21 protein-coding genes are annotated in these 20,084 nt (G+C 69.7%); 12 read left to right on the top strand and 9 right to left on the bottom strand.

Going from position 1 to position 20,084, the window contains the following annotated elements; all coding sequences use genetic code 11:
- The first annotated feature begins 1 nt into the window (after position 1).
- Positions 2 to 823: a phosphatidate cytidylyltransferase gene (locus WMF29_RS33235; RefSeq protein ID WP_437324135.1), complete on the top strand. Its 822-nt coding sequence runs from the start codon at positions 2 to 4 to the stop codon at positions 821 to 823.
- Between the two features lie 258 nt (positions 824 to 1,081).
- A complete protein-coding gene (locus WMF29_RS33240; protein ID WP_272095135.1) occupies positions 1,082 to 2,407 on the top strand; it encodes a Glu/Leu/Phe/Val family dehydrogenase in 1,326 nt (441 codons plus the stop codon).
- 53 nt (positions 2,408 to 2,460) lie between these two features.
- Here WMF29_RS33240 and ygfZ read toward each other — a convergent pair whose 3' ends face one another.
- The 3 genes from ygfZ to WMF29_RS33255 all read right to left on the bottom strand — a co-directional run bounded on the left by ygfZ (position 2,461) and on the right by WMF29_RS33255 (position 4,762).
- On the bottom strand, positions 2,461 to 3,459 hold the full coding sequence (ygfZ, locus tag WMF29_RS33245; RefSeq protein WP_437324136.1) for a CAF17-like 4Fe-4S cluster assembly/insertion protein YgfZ: 999 nt from the start codon (positions 3,457 to 3,459) through the stop codon (positions 2,461 to 2,463).
- A gap of 61 nt (positions 3,460 to 3,520) precedes the next feature.
- Positions 3,521 to 4,072, bottom strand: coding sequence for a hypothetical protein (locus WMF29_RS33250; RefSeq protein WP_437324137.1), 552 nt, complete (start codon positions 4,070 to 4,072; stop codon positions 3,521 to 3,523).
- 111 nt (positions 4,073 to 4,183) lie between these two features.
- A complete protein-coding gene (locus tag WMF29_RS33255) occupies positions 4,184 to 4,762 on the bottom strand; it encodes a hypothetical protein (RefSeq protein WP_272095139.1) in 579 nt (192 codons plus the stop codon).
- 286 nt (positions 4,763 to 5,048) lie between these two features.
- Here WMF29_RS33255 and WMF29_RS33260 point away from each other — a divergent pair, with 286 nt between their 5' ends.
- Genes WMF29_RS33260 through WMF29_RS33275 form a run of 4 tightly spaced genes read left to right on the top strand, consistent with a single transcriptional unit; the run spans position 5,049 to position 8,205 of the window.
- Positions 5,049 to 6,395 carry a vitamin K epoxide reductase family protein gene (locus tag WMF29_RS33260; protein WP_437324138.1) on the top strand — a complete coding sequence of 449 codons (1,347 nt, stop codon included), beginning with the start codon at positions 5,049 to 5,051 and terminating at the stop codon, positions 6,393 to 6,395.
- A gap of 7 nt (positions 6,396 to 6,402) precedes the next feature.
- On the top strand, positions 6,403 to 7,101 hold the full coding sequence (locus tag WMF29_RS33265; protein WP_272095141.1) for a hypothetical protein: 699 nt from the start codon (positions 6,403 to 6,405) through the stop codon (positions 7,099 to 7,101).
- Entirely contained in the window at positions 7,098 to 7,814 is a 717-nt protein-coding gene (locus WMF29_RS33270) for a thioredoxin-like domain-containing protein (RefSeq protein ID WP_437324139.1), read from the top strand. Before WMF29_RS33265 ends, WMF29_RS33270 begins: the two co-directional genes overlap by 4 nt.
- A 28-nt stretch (positions 7,815 to 7,842) precedes the next feature.
- Complete coding sequence (locus WMF29_RS33275; RefSeq protein ID WP_437324140.1) at positions 7,843 to 8,205, top strand: hypothetical protein; 363 nt, start codon at positions 7,843 to 7,845, stop codon at positions 8,203 to 8,205.
- An 80-nt stretch (positions 8,206 to 8,285) separates the two neighbouring features.
- Here WMF29_RS33275 and WMF29_RS33280 read toward each other — a convergent pair whose 3' ends face one another.
- Positions 8,286 to 9,179, bottom strand: a complete 894-nt coding sequence (locus WMF29_RS33280) for a Uma2 family endonuclease (RefSeq protein ID WP_437324141.1) — start codon at positions 9,177 to 9,179, stop codon at positions 8,286 to 8,288.
- A gap of 258 nt (positions 9,180 to 9,437) precedes the next feature.
- Here WMF29_RS33280 and WMF29_RS33285 point away from each other — a divergent pair, with 258 nt between their 5' ends.
- From WMF29_RS33285 to WMF29_RS33305, 5 genes are all read left to right on the top strand, one after another.
- Positions 9,438 to 9,764: a hypothetical protein gene (locus WMF29_RS33285; protein ID WP_437324142.1), complete on the top strand. Its 327-nt coding sequence runs from the start codon at positions 9,438 to 9,440 to the stop codon at positions 9,762 to 9,764.
- Between the two features lie 62 nt (positions 9,765 to 9,826).
- Complete coding sequence (locus WMF29_RS33290) at positions 9,827 to 10,321, top strand: sigma-70 family RNA polymerase sigma factor (RefSeq protein WP_437324143.1); 495 nt, start codon at positions 9,827 to 9,829, stop codon at positions 10,319 to 10,321.
- On the top strand, positions 10,318 to 10,440 hold the full coding sequence (locus WMF29_RS33295; protein WP_437324144.1) for a hypothetical protein: 123 nt from the start codon (positions 10,318 to 10,320) through the stop codon (positions 10,438 to 10,440). The genes WMF29_RS33290 and WMF29_RS33295 overlap by 4 nt, the downstream gene beginning before the upstream one ends.
- Before the next feature lie 485 nt (positions 10,441 to 10,925).
- Positions 10,926 to 11,582, top strand: coding sequence for a hypothetical protein (locus WMF29_RS33300; RefSeq protein WP_437324145.1), 657 nt, complete (start codon positions 10,926 to 10,928; stop codon positions 11,580 to 11,582).
- Between the two features lie 535 nt (positions 11,583 to 12,117).
- Positions 12,118 to 12,573: a hypothetical protein gene (locus WMF29_RS33305; protein ID WP_437324146.1), complete on the top strand. Its 456-nt coding sequence runs from the start codon at positions 12,118 to 12,120 to the stop codon at positions 12,571 to 12,573.
- On the opposite strand, the gene WMF29_RS33310 is transcribed toward WMF29_RS33305, so the two are convergent.
- From WMF29_RS33310 to WMF29_RS33320, 3 genes are all read right to left on the bottom strand, one after another.
- Complete coding sequence (locus WMF29_RS33310; RefSeq protein ID WP_437324147.1) at positions 12,542 to 13,603, bottom strand: IS1 family transposase; 1,062 nt, start codon at positions 13,601 to 13,603, stop codon at positions 12,542 to 12,544. The two genes, WMF29_RS33305 and WMF29_RS33310, sit on opposite strands and share 32 nt — an antisense overlap.
- A gap of 317 nt (positions 13,604 to 13,920) precedes the next feature.
- On the bottom strand, positions 13,921 to 14,451 hold the full coding sequence (locus tag WMF29_RS33315) for a methylated-DNA--[protein]-cysteine S-methyltransferase (RefSeq protein WP_437324148.1): 531 nt from the start codon (positions 14,449 to 14,451) through the stop codon (positions 13,921 to 13,923).
- Positions 14,432 to 15,946 carry an AlkA N-terminal domain-containing protein gene (locus WMF29_RS33320; RefSeq protein WP_437324149.1) on the bottom strand — a complete coding sequence of 505 codons (1,515 nt, stop codon included), beginning with the start codon at positions 15,944 to 15,946 and terminating at the stop codon, positions 14,432 to 14,434. The genes WMF29_RS33315 and WMF29_RS33320 overlap by 20 nt, the downstream gene beginning before the upstream one ends.
- A gap of 216 nt (positions 15,947 to 16,162) precedes the next feature.
- On the opposite strand from WMF29_RS33320, the gene WMF29_RS33325 reads away from it, so the two are divergent.
- Positions 16,163 to 17,212, top strand: coding sequence for a Leu/Phe/Val dehydrogenase (locus WMF29_RS33325; protein WP_437324150.1), 1,050 nt, complete (start codon positions 16,163 to 16,165; stop codon positions 17,210 to 17,212).
- A 3-nt stretch (positions 17,213 to 17,215) separates the two neighbouring features.
- Here the strand turns inward: WMF29_RS33325 and WMF29_RS33330 are convergent, their stop codons facing one another.
- Together WMF29_RS33330 and WMF29_RS33335 are read right to left on the bottom strand one after the other, a co-directional pair.
- Entirely contained in the window at positions 17,216 to 18,964 is a 1,749-nt protein-coding gene (locus WMF29_RS33330) for a carbon starvation CstA family protein (RefSeq protein WP_272095153.1), read from the bottom strand.
- Between the two features lie 241 nt (positions 18,965 to 19,205).
- A complete protein-coding gene (locus tag WMF29_RS33335) occupies positions 19,206 to 20,009 on the bottom strand; it encodes an SDR family NAD(P)-dependent oxidoreductase (protein ID WP_437324151.1) in 804 nt (267 codons plus the stop codon).
- Positions 20,010 to 20,084: the final 75 nt, after the last annotated feature.

Genomic DNA, 20,084 nt, shown 5'->3' on the forward strand with positions numbered 1-20,084 from the left:
ATTGGCTGCTTCCAACCTCGCGATGCGGGTCACCACCGCGATCGTGGCCGCTCCCCTGCTCCTCTCGCTGCTCTACCTCGGCCCGAGCTGGGGCTGGGCGGCGCTCGTCGCGGCCGCCTCCGCCATCGGCGCGCTCGAGCTCTTCGCGATGACGCACGCGGACGACCGCGTGTCGCGGGCCATCGGCGTCGCGCTCACCCTCGCCGTCCTCGGCGTGATCTGGCGATTCAGCGGCTCACCGGGCGCGCTGCTCGCGCTGATCTTCCTGCTCCCGTTCGTCGCGATGCTCATCACGCTGGTGCGCCTCGGCGAGATGCGCACCGCGGCGCTGCGCGTGCTGGCGATGACCTTCGGCCCGCTCTACGTCGGCGGCGGGCTCGGCGCGCTGGCGCTCCTCCGCCGCGACGCGGGCGCCGACGGCCCCTCGTTCGTGGTGCTGGCCCTGCTGCTCTCCTGGTTCTCCGACACAGGCGCCTATTTCGCCGGCCGCTTCCTCGGTCGGCGCAAGCTCTACGAGGCCGTGAGCCCGAAGAAGACCGTCGAGGGCGCGCTCGGCGGCCTGCTCTTCGCCGTGATCGGCGCGCTCCTTGCCCACTTCTGGTTCCTCCGATCGCTGCCGCTCGTGGACGCGGTCGCGCTCGCGATCGTCGCGGGCGGCCTCGGTCAGGCGGGAGACCTCGGGGAGTCCCTGTTCAAGCGCTCCTTCGGGATCAAGGACTCTGGCGGGATCGTCCCCGGCCACGGCGGCATCCTCGACCGCGTCGATGCCCTGCTCGTCACCGGGACCATCACGTATCTGTATGTCCTGTGGTCGAGGTCCTGAACGGCGTCGCGCGCCGTGCGCCGTACGCCGTCCGCCGTGCGCGGTTCAACGACCGCGCATCCATCGATGCGCGACACCCACATCGCACGCACGCGCCGCCTCGCCGCCCGACGCAGCTTCCCCGCCGTCAACGCGGCGCCTCCTCGCACACTGGCGGCCTGACGCATCGCCCCGCCCGTCCGGAACCACGATGACGCATCGCATGGTTGCGCCCGACGTTGAACGGAAGGGCTCGGCGCACTAGAAAGTTACATAGCCATGGAAGAACAACTCAGTACCAAGAACACGACTCCGCCTGTGAGCGTCCCTGCTGTTCCGAGCCACAGGCACAAATACGAGTTCTTCAAAGTCGTCCAGGGTTATCTCGACGAGGCTGCCCGACTGATCGAGCTGCCGGGTTACATCACCACGATCCTGAGCCAGCCGAAGAACGAGATCATCGTCAATTTCCCTGTACGGATGGATGACGGCAGCATCCGGCTCTTCAAGGGTTACAGGATCCAGCACAACAACCTCCTCGGGCCGTTCAAGGGGGGTATTCGATATCACGAGACGGTGTCGCTCGACGACCTCAAGGCGCTGGCCGCGATGATGACGTGGAAGTGCGCGCTCATGAACCTGCCGCTCGGCGGTGGAAAGGGAGGAATCAAGTTCAACCCGAACGAGGTGTCGCGCGCCGAGCTCCAGCGGATCACCCGCCGCTTCTTCCATGCGCTCGGCGGAAACATCGGCCCGGAGACGGACATCCCGGCTCCCGACATGGGCACCGACGCAAAGACCATGGCCTGGGCCATGGACACATACATGAACACCGTCGGACAGCTCTTCAAGCAGGCGGTGAAGGGCGTCGTGACGGGCAAGCCGGTGGCGTCGGGCGGCACGTACGGTCGCGAGAAGGCGACGGGCCAGGGCGTCGTCCACTGCATCACCGAGTGGGCCGAGGACAACGACGTGAACCTCGGCGGCTCGACGCTGCTCGTGCAGGGCTTCGGCAACGTCGGCTCGAACACGGCCGTGCTCCTGTCGAAGCTCGGCGCCTCGACCGTCGCGGTCGGCGATCACACCGGGTATCTCTACAATCCGGAAGGGTTCAATCCGCACAAGCTGCAGGACTACGTGAAGAAGAACCGCTCGATCGCGGGCTACCCCGCCGGCAAGCCGATCAGCCGCGAGGAGTTCTTCCGGCTCAAGGCGGACATCTTCATCCCGGCGGCCCTGGAGAACCAGGTCGGCGTGGAGGAGGCGAGCTGGCTGCAGGTCCGCCTCGTGGCGGAGGGCGCGAACGGGCCGTGCACGCCCGAGGGGGAGAAGATCCTCCTGGAGCGCGGGATCCATATCCTGCCCGACGTCCTCGCCAACTCGGGCGGCGTCACGGTGAGCTACTACGAGTGGGTGCAGAACAAGCGCTCGGAGACATGGACGCTCGAGGAGGTCGACTCCCGGCTCGAGAAGGCGATGAAGCGGGCCTACCGCGAGGTGACCGAGATGGCGCGGCAGAAGAAGTGCACGCTGCGCCTCGCCGCCTATGCCGTGGCGCTGCAGCGGCTCGCCGCGGTGTATGGAGAGCGCGAGATCTTCCCCTGAGATGCGCTTATCCGCGCTCCGCCGGCCCGCCGTCCGGCCGCGACGGCGGGGCGCTAGACCTTGGCCCGACCCGGCCCGTCCCCCGCCCTCGGCGCGCGCGTGATCTCGGCCGCCCGGCCGGCGACCCGGAGCGCCGTGCCCTGGACGGCGTGTTTGTATTTGACGTAGCCGAGCGCGAGAAGCCCTGTCCCGCGCGGATCCTCGACCTGGCTCGTGACGGCGCCGACGGCCGCGCCGTCGGGCAGCGCGATCTCCGCGCCCGCGGGCACGCCGCCCTCCCCCTCCACGGCGAGCTGCACGAGCCGCTTCTTGGCGTGGCCGCGCGCCTGGAGCATGAACACCGTCTCCTGCCCCAGGTAGCACCCCTTGTTGAACGAGACGGCGCGCTCCTCGATCGACGCTTCCTGCGGGAAGTTCTGGTCGTCGAAGTCGACCCCGAACCGCGGGACGTTGTTCTCGACCCGGAGCACCTCCCACGCCGCCGCCGTCACCGGCAGGACCGGGCGGGCCTCGCCCTCGGCGAGGAGCGCCTCGAGGACGGCGCCCTCGGCCTGCCGGGGCGCCACGAGCAGCGCGCCCCCGAGGCCGGTCCAGTCGACGATCGCGGCCTCGGCGCCGGCCGCGCGCCCGGCCGCCGCGAGCTCGGCGGACCGCGGGCCGTGGGCGAAGACCCAGGCGTGCTCGCCGGAGGCGTCCTGGACCTCGGCGTCCTCCATGATGAGGTAGCGCTCGAAGATCTCCCGGAGCTGCTCGACGCGCTCCCGCAGCGCGCCGACGTAGATGCGATCGGCCGCGATCACGATCCACACCTCGGCGAAGATCCTCCCGGTCTTCCCCACGTTGAGCCCGTACGCGCCGCCCGCGGGAGGCGCGGCCTTCGCCCCGGCAGGCAGCGGCTTCTGCGGCGCGAGATCGCAGGTGACAAGGCCGTTCAGCCAGGTCTGCCGGTCCGAGCCGGTGACGATCAGCGTCCCGAGCTCGGGCATGGCCTGCACGAGCGCCCCTTCGCGGAGCGCGCGCCGCCGCTCTTCCAGTCCGTGAGCGTTGCTCATCGAGGCGGGATCGTGGAGGAGGGAGCCGGCGCCGTCGAGGGGCGGCCCGAACTTTCAGCGCTCAGGGATCGACCTCGGCGACGAGCGCCGGGAACTGAGCCGACTTGTGGACGCCCGGCGGGACGATCGCCGCGTCGACGTGGCCGACGAGGCGGCGGAGCGCGTCGGCGTCGGCCGAGAGGACCTCGGCGACGACGGTGAGCGCCCTCGGGAGCGACGCGACGGCCTCGATCACCGCCTCCGCCGACGCGCCCCGGACCAGGACCGCGCGCGCGCCGACCTTCGCGGCGGCCTCGGCCCCCTCCTTGCTCTCCGCCAGCGCGAGCGGGAGCATCCGCATCGTCCTCGCCCCCTTCGCGAGGCGGTCCCAGTCGTCGAGCGGCAGCGTCGCGTCGATGCAGACCCCGTCCGCCCCGTGGTAGCGCGCCGCGAGGGCGCCGTCGCGATCGCTCACCCGCGACAGGCAGAGCGACGGCACGGTCCTCGTCGCCCGCGCGGCCCCCTGCATGGCGAGCCCTGCCTCGGCGAACGCGAGCGCCGAGATGTTGAGCTCATGCAGCCGCGCCGCATCCTCCGCGGGCGCCTCCGAGCCGACGAGCCCGACAAGAGCCATGTTCTTCCTCCGGGTGGAGATCACCTGGAGAAGATCGCGTGTGGACGGGACGATCGATCCTGCATCGAAATCCGACATGGGGAGGGCCGGTAGACGAGACGAACGCGCGGGTCAAGCGAGGGATCGCTCGGGGTCCTCGAGCGCGGGTCGGGAATCCATGGCTGGAACGTCCTGCACGCGCATCCACACGGCCGTCTGATCGCCCTCGTAGCAGACGCTGCCTTCGTGACGGAACTCGAACGAATAGCGGATCATGTGCCGCTTCACGCCGAGGCGGGAGCGCGTCGCCACGCACGTCGCCTCGATGGGCGCGCCCGGCTGGACCAGCTTGCGAAAGACCACCCGGTGGATGTTGGTGCCATAACCGATCCAGCCCTCGCGGTGGCGCAGCCCGAGCAGGTGGTAGGCGTGCACGAAGCCGAGCATCCCCGTCGCGTGCACCATGATGGCGCCGGCGACGTGGCGCGGGTGCAGCAGCGGGTGCGCCCGCTGCGCGTCGACGAGCGGCATCGGCCTGTCGGTCGGCATACGACAGCGCACGAGGCCCTTCTCGGCGTCCACCTCGAGGAGCTCGTCGAAGAAGAGCACCGAGGGGTCGTAAGGGAGGTCCGCGAGGAACTCGGCATCGAACGGACCGAGCTTCACAGGAGGGGGCGCGCCGGTCGCCGCGCCGGGTGCAGAGGTCGTCATCGGTTAGCTCTGGGATCCCGAATCCCCCCGAGCCGGCTCCTAGCAGCGGCCGATCGCGTGGGCAACGCCGACCAGCGCCCCGCCTCGCGGCGCGCGCCGCGAGGCGCGGGGCCGGCGGCCTCGGCGATGCCTGCCGGCGGGCTCAGCGCGACGCTCCCCGCGCGCGACGCGGGGCGATCGCTCCCTGGACGGCGCGGCGCGCGGGCGCGTCGTCGGCCGCGCGACGCCCGGGCGCACAGGCGTCCTTATTTGACGCGTTGCCCGACGTCGCGTAATCCACTCGGCCATGTCAGGCAGTCGTGGTCCTCGCGGGCCTGCGGCGCTCGCGCTCAGCGGGTCGCTCCTGGGACTCGCGTTCAGCGCCTCATCGACGTTCGATTACATCCGGCACCTCGACCGGCAGGTCCACGACCTGCACTGCAGCTTCATCCCGGGGCTCGGCGCGCAGGCGGGCGCCGACACCGCGTGCCGCGTGGCCATGTACAGCCCCTACTCCGCCCTGTTCCGCGAGGGCTTCTGGGGCGGTATCCCGATCTCGCTGTTCGCCCTGGGCGCGTTCGCGTTCTTCGCGGCGTTCGCGCTCTATGTGCTGCTCTCGGCCGAGCACGCGCCGCGGCGCGCGGCGCACTTCCTGTTCGTCGCGGGCCTCACGCCGCTCGCCGTGTCGCTCATGATGGCGATCATCTCGGCGACGCGCCTCGGGGTGTTCTGCAAGACGTGCGTCGGCATGTACATCTCGTCGGTCCTGCTCGCGGCCGGCGGCGTCTGGGCGTTCCTCGAGGACCGCAGGGCGGCCCGCGCCGCGGCCTGGTCCAGCGCGGCGCCGCGCGCGGCTGCTCCGGCAGGCGCGGCCGGGGTGGGGCCCACCGTGCCCGCGGCGCCCCTCGGGGTCGACGCGCCGGGCGGGGCCGCCGCAGCGCCTGCCCAGCCCGCGCGGCGCATGGGCTCGCTGCTGCTCCTGCCGGGGTGGCTCGTCGCGCTCGCCGTGTGCGCGGTGACGCCGGCGCTGCTCTACGCGAGCGCGCTGCCGAGCTACGCGAGCTACATGACCGGCTGCGGCAAGCTGGAGAAGCCGACCGAGCCGAACGGCGCGCTGATCCACGTGACCCGCCCGGGCGCGGTGCAGCCGGCGACGATCTTCGTCGATCCGCTCTGCCCGACCTGCAAGGCGTTCCACCAGCGGCTCGTGTCCGAGGGGGTGTTCGACAAGCTCGACGCGACGCTCGTGCTCTTCCCGCTGGACAGCGAGTGCAACTGGATGCTCGACCGGCCGGTGCACCCGGGCTCGTGCCTCCTCTCGAAGGCCATCCTGTGCAGCGATCACCGGGCCATGGATGTGCTCGAGTGGGCCTACGAGAACCAGGAAGAGCTGCTCGCCGGCGCGAAGGCGGGGGCGGGCACCGCCAACGTGCAGGCGGCGATCCGGCAGCGCTGGCCGGGGCTCGACGCATGCATGGACTCGAAGGAGACGGCGCTGCGGCTGAACCGTATGCTCCGTTACATCGTGGACAACAAGCTCCCTGTCTCGACGCCACAGATGTTCCTGGGCACGACGCGGCTCTGCGACGAAGATACGGACATCGGGATGTCGTACGCGATAAGGCAGCTCGCGCCGGCGCTCCGGACGAAGTGAGGTGTTCATGAGAGGCGCAGGGATCATCGGGATCGTGGCCGGGTGCGCGCTTCTGGTCGCGTCCGGGGTGACGGTGCACAGCGAGGTGCAGGCCGCGTCGCAGCGCCTGAAGACGGGCCTGGCCGCGGCGGTGAAGCCGGCCGTGGCGATCGCCAACGACGCCGAGGCGCCGTATTGCACGCCCGCGTTCAAGACGGTGCTGCAGCGGGTGCTCAACGCGTGCGGCCTGGTCGGGGCGGAGGCGCGGCGCGGGTGCCAGCCGGCCGACGTGAAGACGCTCGCGTCGATCAGCGACGACGACTTCAACGCGCTCTTCACGCCGCTGAAGCAGCGCGGCGGGGTCGTGATGTTCGACGACGCCTCGGAGAAGCTCGACGACGACGGGAAGAAGATGATCGAGGAGATGTGGCTCGATCGGCGCGGCGCCCGCTATTTCTTCATCGTCGCCCGCGCGTCGAAGACGGGGGGGCCGGAGTTCAACCGGACGCTGTCGCACAAGCGCGCGAACAGCGCGTTCTTCGACATCTCCGACAAGTTCAAGGAGCAGGACCTGGACAAGAAGGTCGGGATGCTGTGGCTCGGGAACGAGTTCGCGCAGCTCGGCGCGGAATACTGCCAATGGAACGTCTCGCGCAAGAACAAGGCATGTACGGCGGAGGCCATCAACCGGAGCGCGTTCGTCTCGTGGGTGGACTGTCAGCTGTGAGCACCGCGAGGACGAGCGGCGCCCTCCGGAGCGCCTTCGTGGCCCTCACCCTGGCCGCGGGGCTCGCGGGGGGGTGCGACGCGGACAAGAAGGCCGATCTGCCGCCGCCTCCGACGCCCGGGCAGGGGCGGAGCAACGCGGTGACGGCGCCGGGGGCCGCGGCGCCCGCGAGCGCCACGGCGCCGGCGAGCGCCGCGGCGGAGGCGGCGCCGGCCGCCCCGCGGCTCCTGTGCGCGGGGCAGTCGCCGCGGCCTGCGCCCTCGTCGGGCGGGCTCACGGCGGTCGCCGCCTCCGGCGCGGAGAAGCTGCCGGCGCACATCGGGTTCGGCGTCGGCAAGTGGGTGTGGGTGAACTTCTGGGCGGCGTGGTGCAAGCCGTGCATGGAGGAGATGCCACGGCTGCTCGGGTGGCAGCAGAAGCTGCGGGCGGCCGGCGTGCTCGTCGACCTGGCGTTCATCTCGATCGACGACGACGAGCGGCAGCTGTCGCGGTTCCTGGAGGCGCAGCCGGGCACCGGGGTGCGCGCCTCGTACTGGCTGCCCGACGGGCCCCAGCGGGCCGGGTGGCTGCGGGCGCTCGGCGTGAAGGAGACGACCGAGCTGCCGATCCACGCGATCGCGGCGCCGAGCGGGCAGGTGACGTGCGTGATCCAGGGCGCCGTCGAGGACAGCGACTATCCGACGATCGCGGCGCTGCTCGGGGGGAAGAAGTAGCCTGCTCCGCGAGATCGGGCCGCAGACCATGTTCCAGATCGGCAGATACATCCCCGACAACGCCCTGTGGCCCGAGGAGATCAAGGACGTCGAGGCCGCGTTCCGCTTCATCGATGTCGCTTATCACATGAACCATCGCCTGAACGGGGCGCCCATGTTCGATGTCCAGACGGGCGCGATGGCGGAGGGCATCGGCCACTTCCGCTGCGCGCGCGTGGGCAAGCGCCGTATCGACGTGGTGTGCGACACCCCCTACCCGAGCGAGAACGACCGCGGCGTCATCGTCGGCTGCGGCCGCAGATTCGAGCCGACGCTCGACGCGGTGCTCGACGAGAGCCAACCTACGCGCCTGCGCGGCGCCAGATCCTGCACGTTCATCACGACCTGGTGAGCCCCCATCGCCGTCGGCAGATTGGTTGGCCCGTCGGCAGGTTTCGACGCACGCCGCACAGAGGCCGCGCGCTTACACGGTCAAGGCCAACGTCGTTCGCGCTTGAGCTGCTCGCGCAGGGTGGAGAGCTCCGGTCCGGCCATGGCCTCGAGGGTCGCCTCGCGTTCCGGTGACAGGGCGATGCCGAGCACCTCGCAAAGATCCCGGACCGCGATTCGCAGCCCCTGGGTGTGCCCTTCTTTCCTGCCTTCTTCCCTGCCCTCGCTTCTGCCTTTTTTCCTGCCCTCGCTTCTGCCTTCTTTCCTGCCCTCGTTTCTGCCTTCTTCCCGGACCGCCTCGATGTCTTCATAGCCCCTGCGCTGGAGCAGGTTGCGCAGGGTCGCCTCGTGCGCGGCCTCGCGGTCGTAGAGCGCCTCGACGAGCACCGGGTTCTTCAGCACGCCCGGCGCGAGCAGCGCCTCGCCCGGCAAGGCCACCCGCGCCGGCAGGCGCCGGGGCCTCTGCGCGCCGGCGCTCGCCTGCGCCCTGCGCTCCGGCGCCTTCTGCCTGGCCGAGATGGAGGCATCATAGACCTCGACGCGACGTGCGCCCTGAAGGCGCACCACCCAGATCCAGCGCGTGCCGGCCGCCAAGAGCTCGTCGATCTTGCTCTGCAGCTCCATCTCGTCCTGGCCGGTGTCCGCGTACTCGACGGCGAGCGGCGGCGCTTCGGTGGCCCAGCCGGGCTCGTCCGGGATGGGGCCGACGGCGATGTCGGGGGCGCGCAGCATCTCCGGCTGCGGCGAGACGCCGAGATCGACGGCGGCAGCCTCGGCGAGCGGATCGCTGTCGAGCACGCCGAACCCGGTGCCGTTGCGCCGGCCGCCGCGGCGACCGCTGGGCAGGCACTCGACCAGCTGGCCCTCCGACAGCTCATAGGGGTCTCCCGGGCGGAGCTGGTCGGCGGTGACGGGGTGGCGGGGCGGTGCAGTCATCGGAATTCTCATGTGGATCTATTCCGGGTAGGGCCCGGCGTCGATCAGGCCGCGTGCGAGCCGGCGTGGCCGGACGTCTGGCTGTCCATGGGCAGACGTCTGGTAATGGTCAAGGTGCCAGTCGATTGGTCAAAGTGAGCACTTCGCGATAGCGGAGCTCGGATCGGGCTCGTAGGGTCGGCCGTAAGCAAGTGCCGCCCGCAGGTGCTGGTAACACCTCGGGCGGCGTGGCCGAACCCCGTTGCTGCGAGGTCCGACATGTCCGTTGTACACTTACGCCCGAATTCGGGCAAAGGGAGCGGTGCGCCCAAGGGGCGGCACGGCTCCGTCTGCCTCACCCGAGACGAGAGCGCTGCCCTGCGCGCGGCGCTCAAGAACCTGAACCGAAGCCGCACCTGGGCGGAACTCGCCCGCGAGATCGGCGTCTGCCGCAACACGCTGCGGAGCGTGGCGAACGGGTGGGCGCCAGGGTCCGCAGGGCTCGCCCTGCGCGTCGCTCGACTCGCCGGCCTCGGCATCGAGCGCATCCTCACCCCCGGGCCCGTCAGCTCGGCGGCGTGCCCGACGTGCGGGAGGTCCGGGTGACGAAGCCGCGGAAGGTGGCGAAGAGCCAGCCTGCCGCACGACATCCCAGGAAGAAGCCGACGATGGACGCCATCCTTGCCGAGCGCCCCCTCGTCCTGGCGACGCTCGCTGGCATCCCGAAGCGCGACCGCCGCGACGTGGAGGCCGAGGTGTTGCTCAACGCCTGGAACGCCGTCCGCCGTGGGCTCTACCGTCCCGACCCGAAGGACAAGCCGCGCGACGCCTTGCGGAAGTGGTTGCACGGGATCGCGTGGCGCCTCGCCTCGCACTACGTGCACAGCGCGTGGGCGCGCCGCGCCGTGCTCCATCCGTCGCCGCTCGGCCTGCTCCGCGAGCCCGTCGGCATCGACATGCACGCCCAGATCGAGGCCCGCGAAGTCCTCGGCGCCATGGCTAGCCTGCCGCCCTGGCAGTTCGACGCGCTCCTCTCCGTGGACGACCCGGAGTCGCTCGTCGCATACGCCAAGCGGCGCCGGATGAACCCGTCGACCGCGGCGTCCAGGCTCAGGATCGCCCGGGAAGCGCTGGCCCTGCGGCTCCGGAGGTGGCGCCGGTGAGCAGCCCCGACTTCAAGAAGCGCGTGCTGACCGATGAGGGCCTCTACCTCATCGCCAGCGAGGTCCCGGCGCTGGCCGACCTCCGCGGCGCGCGCCCCTGGAACCTCGACAAGCTCTAGGCCGCCGTGCTCGACGCCCTCATCGAGGCTCGAACCAAGGACCAGCGCGCAGCGGCCCAGCAGGCACTCGGCGCCATCCAGGCGCTCGACGTCATCGACCAGCTCTTCGTCCGGCACGAGTAGGCGCACGCTCGGCGAGGCGCTGGGCGAGATCGCCATACAGGCTCAGTTGGTGAGCGGCGAGTAGGTTGCACCTATCCGCCGGACAGGAGCATCGCGTACGCGCTCGTTGAGCACGGCATCCAACATCCTTGGCATAATGCAACGGCGCAGAAATGGCCCGCTCCAAAAGCGGGACATGTAGCACAATGTCTCACATCGCCAGCGCTGCGTCAGTTGCGCCCAAAGTGGAATTCCAGTAGACATAGACGTTCCAGGAATTGCAACATGCCCCATGTTGCCCTACTATGGACGCACTTCCGCCTTGTCCTTGTAGTCTACATCCATGGCTTCCTGTGAGCAACACGCCCATCTGAGAGATCCACGTGGAGACCAGTGATCATGAGAGCGCAGTTCTTCGAAATCTGCAGTTCATGCTGCTTATTGATGAGACGAAGGCGAGCACAGAGATAGTTCAGAAGATTGCGCAGGAGCTCTCTGGCTGGAAAAAGAAGCGAGGAACTAGCTCGACGACTATCGTCGAAAGTTCTCTGCTTCCGAGCAACAGCGATGCTCCTTATTATGCGTGGTTTCATATCGACAAGTCCGAAGAAGCGGGCAAGTCCCCAGAATTTTTCCTTCATATTGGTCTCCAGTCGAAGCCCCAAAGCCGACCACCTAAGGAGATGATAGCGCGAAGGGACGCCGGAAAGGTGACGGAGTGGCTATTTGCCCTCGTGAAGCCAATTACAAATGGTGGCCTAGCCCTTGTTGATGCCGAGCTGCGGCTAGAGAATTGGCGTCGAGCTGATGTGGGTCCTGCGCCCAGGCTGGTTGTCGATGGTACATGCTCAATGGAGAGCTGCGGTGTAGAGTATAAGGCCAAGGGTCCTGGGGATATCAGGAGTTTTCGCTGGTCGTCCACCGAGCCAAAAATCACAAGAGCATGGATTTCGTACATATCAAAAGACGCATTGGTCGATGGTGACATTTGGGAGGAGGGGAATAGGCAATGCGTTCAGTACCTGAGGAAGATATTCTAAATAAGATAAGGAAAATCGTTGATCATTCGCAGGACGATGCGGACACATGGATCTCTAGCGGTAAGCAGTCCTGGGAGCCTGGCAGGTCGCACTCGCACGATCGCGCGCTCCACGCGCAATTCTTGACCCTGTTGGACAACGAGCTACGCGCATCGAAAGGCATGCACGAGCGCATCACGAGGGCCGAATCGGTCGCGTCTAGTGCCGAGCGTGTCGCCACAGAAGCACTAATTGCTGCTAGGAGCGCAGTTCGGGACATGGTACTTAGCGCCCCCAATCGGCTTCATGAGCTGATCGCGGCGTCAATCAGGGCCCGAGCACCACGAATAACAGGTGTCACAGCGGCATATGTGAGCCAAGACGGGACCAGCTTCGTTATTACTGGTCCAGAATGGACTGAAGAGCTTAGCGAGGCCGGAGCAGCCCTGGCGTCGGAGCTGCAAAGCATTTATGCACCTCATGGTGAGCCGTATATTGATGGTGCATTCGTCGAAGGAGAAGGGCGCCCCGCGGAACTCTGGATCAAGGTATTCCCGTGAGCTTGTCTCATGAGTATTTGGCAAAGAAAAACTTTGAGCAGTCTGCGGGCGCATGCACGCCAGAGTGGCGTGTGACCATGCTGTTCTATGCGGCCGTGCACGCTGTTTCACATGTTCTTTTCCCTAGCTCGCATGCGCCGATGACGTTCAAGCACAAAGAACGCGGCCAGAAGATTTTCGTCCATCCGAAGCTTCGTGCCGTAGATTCTGACTATCGCGAACTGTACGGCCTATCGGTAACATCTCGCTACATGGCTGCCAACCATCCAATGTCTCTGGCTAAAGTGAACAGAGCATTTACGCTGGCAGTACGAGTATTGAGTATCGCTGGTATCTCTACAAGCGTCGCGACTCCTGCATCTGGGGCGCGCACTGCGGACGCGGGGGCAGGATCGGCACCTGCCGCAGGAGGCGCCGCATCTAGTGATGCGGGTCAGGCGGGAACAAGTTGAGCTGCACCATCTTGCGCGGCCCCGGCGCAGGCGGCGGCCGTGACGGCGGCGGTTCCGGAGCGGGCGCAGGCGCAGCCGGCGCGGAGCCGACCAGCCGGAGGAACCCGCGTCCGTTCGGCAAGGCCCTGGCCGGCGCGGTGGGCGTCCCAGTGGGCGGCGTCCGGAGCTTGAGCGGCTGCGGGGTCGGCGGCTCGGTCTCGGGTTCCGCCAGGGCAGCCTCGACGAGCTCCGGGATCGACCAGACGTGCCGCTCGATGCCCGCCTCCATGGCCGGCGTGCAGCGGATCGACTCGTGAATTCGGCATAGGTTGTACCAGGCGACGTGGAGCGCGACCGCTGCCCGGTGGTTCGCCAGCTTCCGCGAGAACCCGTTGCACAGTCGCGTGAACCGGCGGATGTGCATCCGGATGGTCCAGTTCTGCCGTTCGATGTGGCTCGTGCTGGCATGCTCTACATCTGGTATGCCGAAGACTGGTGTTTTGGTGATGAAGGGGTCGCGCGGCGGCTCGTACCGGTGGTCATCGTCGCGCCGCGCCTTCCGGTTGTAGCGCTTGACGACCTGGCAGTAGTCGACGCCGCCAGTGAACGACGAACCGACCGCGGCGATGTACGGCTGCCACCCGTCGGTGTAGAGCTGTGGGATGGTGGTCAGTCGAGCCCGCAGATCCTTGATGAAGGCGGTGGTGTTCTCCTCGTCCCGCTTCCCGACGCGGTAGCTGATAATGAGCTTCGACGCGCTCGCCATGCCAATGAACGTGTACGCGTCGCCGAACTCGGCAGGATCGGAGGCCGTCACCCGCGATTGCTTCTTCTGGACGTAGCTCCAGATTTCATCACATTGTGCGACATGGCATGTGACGCCACGGACGATGCGATTGTGCAGCCGTTCGCACCCGGCTCCGACGCGGAGCAGCAGAGCGAGTACGGTCGGCTTGCTGACTCCGGTGAGCCTGCACGTAGAGGCGATGGAGCAGCCTTCGACGAGCTGAGAGACGACGCGAGCGCGCGCCTCCGCCGACAGCAGAGACATGGCCGGGCCTTGCCTTTCTCAGCGGCATGGCCCATGCTCGACGTTGCGGGCGACGGGCGGGCCTACCGCTCGGTGCTCTGGCGCCATGTTCGGGGTCCAGCCGGACATGGCGCTTTTGCGTGGTAGGCCCTAATTCTAGCTGATTTCGCGATTACTCGCCGTCAGAGACTCGGGTCAGCTAGGACAGCTTGTGTCCGACCATTGGTCAAGTTGAGTGGCACCTTGACCTTTACCAGACGTCTGGCTGTCCGCCTGCGTGGACGGACGCCGCACGGCAGCCGCGCGCTTACCATCGCCTCGCCAGCCCAGGGAAGCGACTATCCGACGATCGCGGCGCTGCTCGGAGCGAAGAAGCGGGCGCCTTCGTGCGCGAGCAGCCACCGCTTCCTCTCCAGGCCGCCGGCATAGCCCGTGAGCTCTCCGCCGGCCCCGATGACCCGGTGGCATGGGATCACCAGACAGACGGGATTCCGGCCGTTCGCCAGGCCGACCGCGCGGGACGCCGACGGCTGGCCGAGAGACACGGCGATCTCGCCGTAACTCCGCGTCGACCCAGGAGAGATGCGCCGGACCTCCGCCCAGACGCGGCGCTGGAAGACGGTGCCGCCAGGCTCGAAGGGGACGTCCGTGAGCGCGCCGAGGTCGCCGCCCAGATAGGCCCTCAACCGGCCGGAGAAGCCGCAGGGATCCGCGGCGCTGTGGAGCGCGACCGCGCCATACCGCGCCTCCAGCAAGCGGCGGAGGCGCGGCGCGCAGTCCGCGAAATCCAGCGCGTGAATCGCGCCGCCCCCGGCGGCCAAGAGCATGACCCCCATCGGCGACTCCACCTCATCCAGCGAGAGATCCATCCGATACCTCCCTCTCTGCGGGCCGCGCGCCCTGCGCGTCCGCCGTCCACAACAGCACCGCGGCGTAGGCGCGCCACGGCCGCCACGCCTCGGCCATCGCCGCGAGATCCGCGCCGGAGATGCCGCCGAGCGCGCGCCGCAGGCCGAGATCCGTCGCCGGAAACGCGTCCGGCTCGCGCAGCGCGCGCATCGCGATGTAGTGCGCTGTCCACGCGCCGACGCCCGGGACCGCGCAGAGCGCGCGCACCGTCTCCTCCAGGCCGCGCGAGGCGTCGAGCGCGACCTCGCCGGAGGCCACGCGCGCCGCGAGCGCCGTGATCGTCGCGGCGCGGGCGCGCGGCAGGCCGAGGTCCGTCAGATCGGCCGCGGCGAGCGCCTCGGGCGCCGGGAAGACGAAGCGCAGCCCCTCGGCGCCCTCGGGCAGGCCGCCGCGGACCGCGAGCGGCTCGCCGTGCCGCTCGACAAGGCGGCCCGCGAGCTGCGTCGCGGCGCGGACGCTCACCTGCTGGCCCAGGATCGCCCGCACCGCGAGCTCGAAGCCGTCCCACGCGCCCGGCACGCGCACGCCCGGCATCGCCAGGACCCGCGGGGCGAGCCGCGGATCGGCCCCGAGGTGCGAGGCGATCGCGTCGGGATCGGCGCCGAGGTCGAAGAGCCGCCGCAGCCGCTCCGCGCAGTGGATGAGCCCCTCGGTGCCGGGCAGCCGCAGCCGCGCGAGGAGGTACGGCTCGCCGGCCTCCGGGCGCACCTCGACGACGCCGTGCCCGCCGGCGACGCGCACCGTGCGGCGGTACGCGCCGGGCTCCGCCGACTCGACGCCGGGGATCGCGCGCGCCCCGAGGAAGCCCGCGAGCGCGCCCCAGTCGAGCGGCGGCCGGAACGGGAGGCGGAGCGCGATGTCCGGCGCGCCGCCCGCCCCTCCCCCGCCCCGCTTCGACACGGCCTTTCGCAGCTCGCGCGGCGAGCGCTCGTAGGCGGCGCGGATCGCGTCGTTGAAGCGGCGGACGCTCGAGAACCCCGACGAGAGCGCCACCTCGGTGATGGAGAGCGCTGTCTCGTCGAGGAGCTTCTTGGCGAAGAGCAGGCGCCGCGTCTGCGCCACCGCGAGCGGGGAGGCGCCCACGTGCCGCAGGAAGAGCCGCCTCAGGTGGCGCTCGCCCACGCCGAGCCGCGCCGCGAGCGCCGGGGCGTCCGCGTCGTCGAGCGCGCCCTCCGCGATGAGCCGGAGCGCCCGCGAGACGAGGGCCGACGTGCCCAGCCACGCGGGCGTCCCGGGCGAGGCTTCGGGGCGGCAGCGCAGGCACGGGCGGTAGCCGGCCTCCTGCGCGGCGGCCGCCGAGGGGAAGAACACGCAGCGCTCCCGCCTCGGCGTGCGCGCGGGGCAGATGGGGCGGCAGTAGATGCCTGTCGAGCGCACGCCCGTGAAGAAGCGACCGTCGAAGCGACGGTCGCGGGTCTCGAGCGCGCGGTAGCACGCGTCCTCGTCGATGCGCATGCAGGCGTCGTAGCGCGGGTGCCGGCGCGGCTCTGGCGCTTTTCGGACCTGTGAGGGCGGACGGGTCCCGCCCGCTTTTCGGACCTGTGGGCGGACGGGTCTCCCGCCGTCCTCGGACCGCCCCGGCTCGACAGGCCGCTGCGGCGCGGGACGCGCGGGACGTCCACGGAGCGCGCCGGCCCTGGGGTTGCCGCGGAATGGTACGCTCGGCGCGGCATGAAGAGCGTGTTCGACACCCTTGCCGCCATGGGGCACGAGCAGGTGCTGCTCTGCGCGGACGAGCCCGCGGGCTACCGCGCGATCATCGCGATCCACAGCACCGCGCTGGGCCCGGCGCTCGGCGGGACGCGGCTCCTCGGGTACGCGAGCGACGAGGACGCGCTGGTGGACGCGCTGCGCCTGTCGCGCGGCATGACCTACAAGAACGCGCTCGCCGGGATGGACGTCGGCGGCGGCAAGGCGGTCGTCCTCCGCAGCGGCGCGGAGCCGCTCGACCGGGAGCGGCTGTTCCGCGCGCACGGGCGCTTCATCGAGCGCCTCGGCGGCAGGTTCATCACCGGCGAGGACGTGGGCACTACCCCCGCGGACATGGAGCTCATCCGGCGCGAGACGCGCCACGTGAAGGGCCTCGCCGGCGAGGGCGGCGACCCGTCGCCGTGGACCGCGCGGGGCGTGCTCCGCGCGATCCAGGCCGGGGCCCGCCACCGGTGGGGCAGCGACGAGCTCGCCGGCAGGACCGTCGCGCTCCAGGGCTGCGGCAGCGTCGGCGGCCGGCTCGCGGCGGAGCTCCACCGGCTGGGCGCGCGGCTGCTCGTCGCGGACGTCGACCCGGATCGCGCCCGCCACGTCGCCGCCGAGCTCGGCGCCACCGTCGTGCCGCCGGACGCGATCGCCTCGGTCCAGGCCGACATCTTCGCCCCGTGCGCGCTCGGCGGCGTCCTCGACGACCGCGCCGTGCAGGCGCTGCGGGCCGAGATCGTCGCGGGCGCGGCCAACAACCAGCTCCTCGAGCCGCGCCACGGCGACGCGCTCGCCGCGCGCGGCGTCCTCTACGTCCCCGATGTCGTGGCCAACGCAGGCGGTGTGCTGAGCGGCGGCGCGGATCTCTTCGGCTGGACCCGCGCCGAGGTCCACCGGCGCGTCCAGGCGATCTACGACACGGTCCTCAGGGTCCTCGAGATGGCGGCGAGCGACGGCGTGTCGCCGCAGCTCGCCGCCGAGCGGCTGGCCGAGGCGCGCCTCCGGGAGCGCGCCGCGGCCGGGTGATCGCTACCGCGTCAGCGCTCCTGGTCCGGGCGCCGGCTCGGCGGCCGGGCCGTTCTTCAGCGCCTTCACCGACTCGACCATCAGCGACACAGCGAGCCCGATCAGCGCGAGCCCCACGACGCCGTTCATCGTCGTCGCGTTCAGCGCGAACCCCTCGGTTGCCACGGCGGCGAACGCGGTCCGCACCTGGAGGATGAGCGCCCACACCGTGATCGTCATGACGAACACCATCGGGATCGCCGTGTACCAGATGCGCCGCTTCTCACGGTGCAGCCAGACGGTGACCGCGAGGAGCGTCAGCGCCGCGAGCAGCTGGTTGCTCGTGCCGAACAGCGTCCAGAAGTCGAGGTACGCGGGCCGCACGCCGGGCGCGGGCGGGCGCGCGGTCATGATGAACAGCGTGGGCGGCGCCAGCGAGATCGCTGTCGCGGCCGCGGACGCCGCGCGCCCCTTCCAGTTGAAGAGCTCCTGGAGGATGTAGCGGCTGAGGCGCGTCGAGACGTCGAGCGTGTCGAACACGAACGTGGAGAACGCCATGGCGCCGAACGTCGCGGCGAACAGGAAGTGATCCTTGCCGATGATGACGGTGAGGAACCTGCCGATCCCGTCGCCGTAGATCTTGCCCGGCCCGGGCAGCTTCGTCCCCTGCGCCACGATGACGAGCGTCGCGAGCGCGATCAGCGCGACGAACGCCTCGGCCAGCATCGCGCCGTAGCCCACCGGGTGGGTGTGCGTCTCCTTCGAGATCTGCTTCGACGTCGTCCCCGAGCAGACGAGCCCGTGGAAGCCGGAGCAGGCGCCGCAGGCGATGGTGACGAACAGGAACGGGAAGAGCATGCCGGTCGCGCCGCCGGCGTTGAACGTGGTGAACGCGGGCTGCCGCAGCTCGAACTCCCCCGGGTAACGGAGGTTTCCAAAGAAGATCCCGATCACGCCGACCGCGAGCGCGATGTAGAGGACGAACCCGCCCAGGTAGCCGCGCGGCTGGAGGAGCAGCCAGACCGGCAGGAGCGAGGCGATGAGGCAGTAGACGAGGATGATGAGGCCGAACGCGCGCTGCGGGTTGTCGAGCGGCAGGACGAACGCGGTCGAGATCTTGGTGCCGAGCCAGACGACGCCGAGCGTCGCGGGCACGAAGATGAGCGTGGTGAGCCAGAGCGGCGGCTTGAGGTACTTCTCCACCACGCCCATCACGATGGAGAGGCCGAGGTAGGCGGCGCTCGCCGCGGCGACGGCGCCGCCGGGGTTGAACTGGAACGTGCCGCCCTCGAACTCCTCGGTCTTGCCGACGAAGGTGCTCGCCGTGATGTCCGTGAAGGCGACGATCACGTAGGCGAGCGCGAGCCAGATGAAGATCATCATCGACAGCCAGGCGCGCCGGCCGATGTGCCGCTTCGCGATCTCGGCGACGCTCTCGGCCTCGTGGCGGACGCTCGCGATGAGCGCCGAGAAGTCGTGCACCGCGCCGATGAACACGACGCCGATCGCGATCCAGAGGATGCACGGGAGCCACCCGAACGCCTGGCCGGCGAGGATGGGGCCCGCGATCGGCCCGGCGGCGGCGATGGCGCTGAAGTGCTGCCCGAAGAGGTAGAACGGCTTCGTGGGGACGTAGTCCTCGCCGTCGTTCACCTTCACGGCGGGCGTCACGGCGCCGTCGTCGAGCGCGTAGTTGCGCGCCACGATCCTCCCGTAGAAGCGGTAGCCAAGGCACAGCACGACGATGACGGTCAGAGCGAGCAGCGGCAGCACGCGGCAGAGTATACGCGCCTTCCGCGCGCGACGGTGATCCCGCAAACGAAGGGGAAGGGCGGCTGTGGGTCGCCGGACGGGCGCAGGCCCCCGCCCATCACGGCGCTTGAAGCGTCCGGACTCGACGCCGAGCTACACCCCCTCGGCGGCGCCCCGGGGCTCCGGGTCGATGCAAGGCGCTACGACGCCGGAGATCTCGACGGTGCCGGTCCGGCGGAGCCCCCTCGGAGGCGCGCGGCCCTCAGAGGCTGGCGTTCATCGTGTCCCAGTAGCTGTGCAGGCCGCGGAGGTTGTTCCCGCCGTCGACGAACACCGTATCGCCGGTGATCCAGCGCGACTCCTCGCTGCACAGGAACGAGACCACGGGCGCCACGTCGGTCGTCTCCCCGATCCGCCCGAGCGGCGTGCGCTCGAGGAACCTCTGGGCGCTGAGCCCCGTCGTGAGCCCGAAGTCGTCGACGAGCGGGGTCCGGATGAGCCCCGGCGCCACGACGTTCACCCGGATGCCGTGGCGCCCGAGCTCGGACGCGGCCCCCTTGGTGAGCTGCGCGAGGGCCGCCTTGGAGGCGCAGTAATGCGACAGGCCGTCGGTCGCCAGGACCTGGTTGATGGAGCTGATGTTGACGAACGCGCCAGGCTGCTTCGCGGCGATGAGGCCGCGGGCGACCGCCTTCATGAAGAGGAAGGGGCCCTTCAGGTTGATGTCGATGACGCGGTCGAAATCCTCCTCCGGCAGGTCCGTCAGGAGCGCGAGCGTGGCGATCCCCGCGTTGTTCACGAGGATCCCCGGCAATCCGAACGCCGACGTCGCCGCCTCGACGGCGCGCGACACGTCTTCTGCGCGGGACGCGTCGCCCAGGAAGGGCAGCGCGCGCGCCGGGCCGTCGGCCGCGCGGTTCAGCTCCTCGGCCGCCGCCTCGACCTTCGCCGCCGTCCGGCCGAAGAGCAGCACGTTGCTGCCCCGGCTCATGAGATCTCTCGCGATCTCGAGGCCGATCCCCTGACCAGCCCCGGTGACAATTGCGCTCTTGGAAATAAGCTTCATCTCGACCTCCGTGGATGCGGAAAGCAAATCTGACGTCCGATTGCCTAGCAGAACTTCGGCCGGCCGAGCGCCGAT

It is taken from the genome of Sorangium sp. So ce381 (assembly GCF_051473845.1).
GTDB classification, from domain to species: domain Bacteria; phylum Myxococcota_A; class Polyangia; order Polyangiales; family Polyangiaceae; genus Sorangium; species Sorangium atrum.

Bases quoted from the DNA above. Each gene is read 5' to 3' on its own strand.
- WMF29_RS33280 (WP_437324141.1), bottom strand. From the start codon at position 9,179: ATGACTGCACCGCCCCGCCACCCCGTCACCGCCGACCAGCTCCGCCCG.
- WMF29_RS33320 (WP_437324149.1), bottom strand. From the start codon at position 15,946: ATGCGCATCGACGAGGACGCGTGCTACCGCGCGCTCGAGACCCGCGAC.
- WMF29_RS33260 (WP_437324138.1), top strand. From the start codon at position 5,049: ATGTCAGGCAGTCGTGGTCCTCGCGGGCCTGCGGCGCTCGCGCTCAGC.
- WMF29_RS33290 (WP_437324143.1), top strand. From the start codon at position 9,827: ATGGACGCCATCCTTGCCGAGCGCCCCCTCGTCCTGGCGACGCTCGCT.
- WMF29_RS33275 (WP_437324140.1), top strand. From the start codon at position 7,843: ATGTTCCAGATCGGCAGATACATCCCCGACAACGCCCTGTGGCCCGAG.
- WMF29_RS33240 (WP_272095135.1), top strand. From the start codon at position 1,082: ATGGAAGAACAACTCAGTACCAAGAACACGACTCCGCCTGTGAGCGTC.
- WMF29_RS33325 (WP_437324150.1), top strand. From the start codon at position 16,163: ATGAAGAGCGTGTTCGACACCCTTGCCGCCATGGGGCACGAGCAGGTG.
- WMF29_RS33335 (WP_437324151.1), bottom strand. From the start codon at position 20,009: ATGAAGCTTATTTCCAAGAGCGCAATTGTCACCGGGGCTGGTCAGGGG.
- WMF29_RS33250 (WP_437324137.1), bottom strand. From the start codon at position 4,072: ATGGCTCTTGTCGGGCTCGTCGGCTCGGAGGCGCCCGCGGAGGATGCG.
- WMF29_RS33315 (WP_437324148.1), bottom strand. From the start codon at position 14,451: ATGGATCTCTCGCTGGATGAGGTGGAGTCGCCGATGGGGGTCATGCTC.
- WMF29_RS33310 (WP_437324147.1), bottom strand. From the start codon at position 13,603: ATGTCTCTGCTGTCGGCGGAGGCGCGCGCTCGCGTCGTCTCTCAGCTC.
- WMF29_RS33265 (WP_272095141.1), top strand. From the start codon at position 6,403: ATGAGAGGCGCAGGGATCATCGGGATCGTGGCCGGGTGCGCGCTTCTG.
- ygfZ (WP_437324136.1), bottom strand. From the start codon at position 3,459: ATGAGCAACGCTCACGGACTGGAAGAGCGGCGGCGCGCGCTCCGCGAA.
- WMF29_RS33285 (WP_437324142.1), top strand. From the start codon at position 9,438: ATGTCCGTTGTACACTTACGCCCGAATTCGGGCAAAGGGAGCGGTGCG.
- WMF29_RS33255 (WP_272095139.1), bottom strand. From the start codon at position 4,762: ATGACGACCTCTGCACCCGGCGCGGCGACCGGCGCGCCCCCTCCTGTG.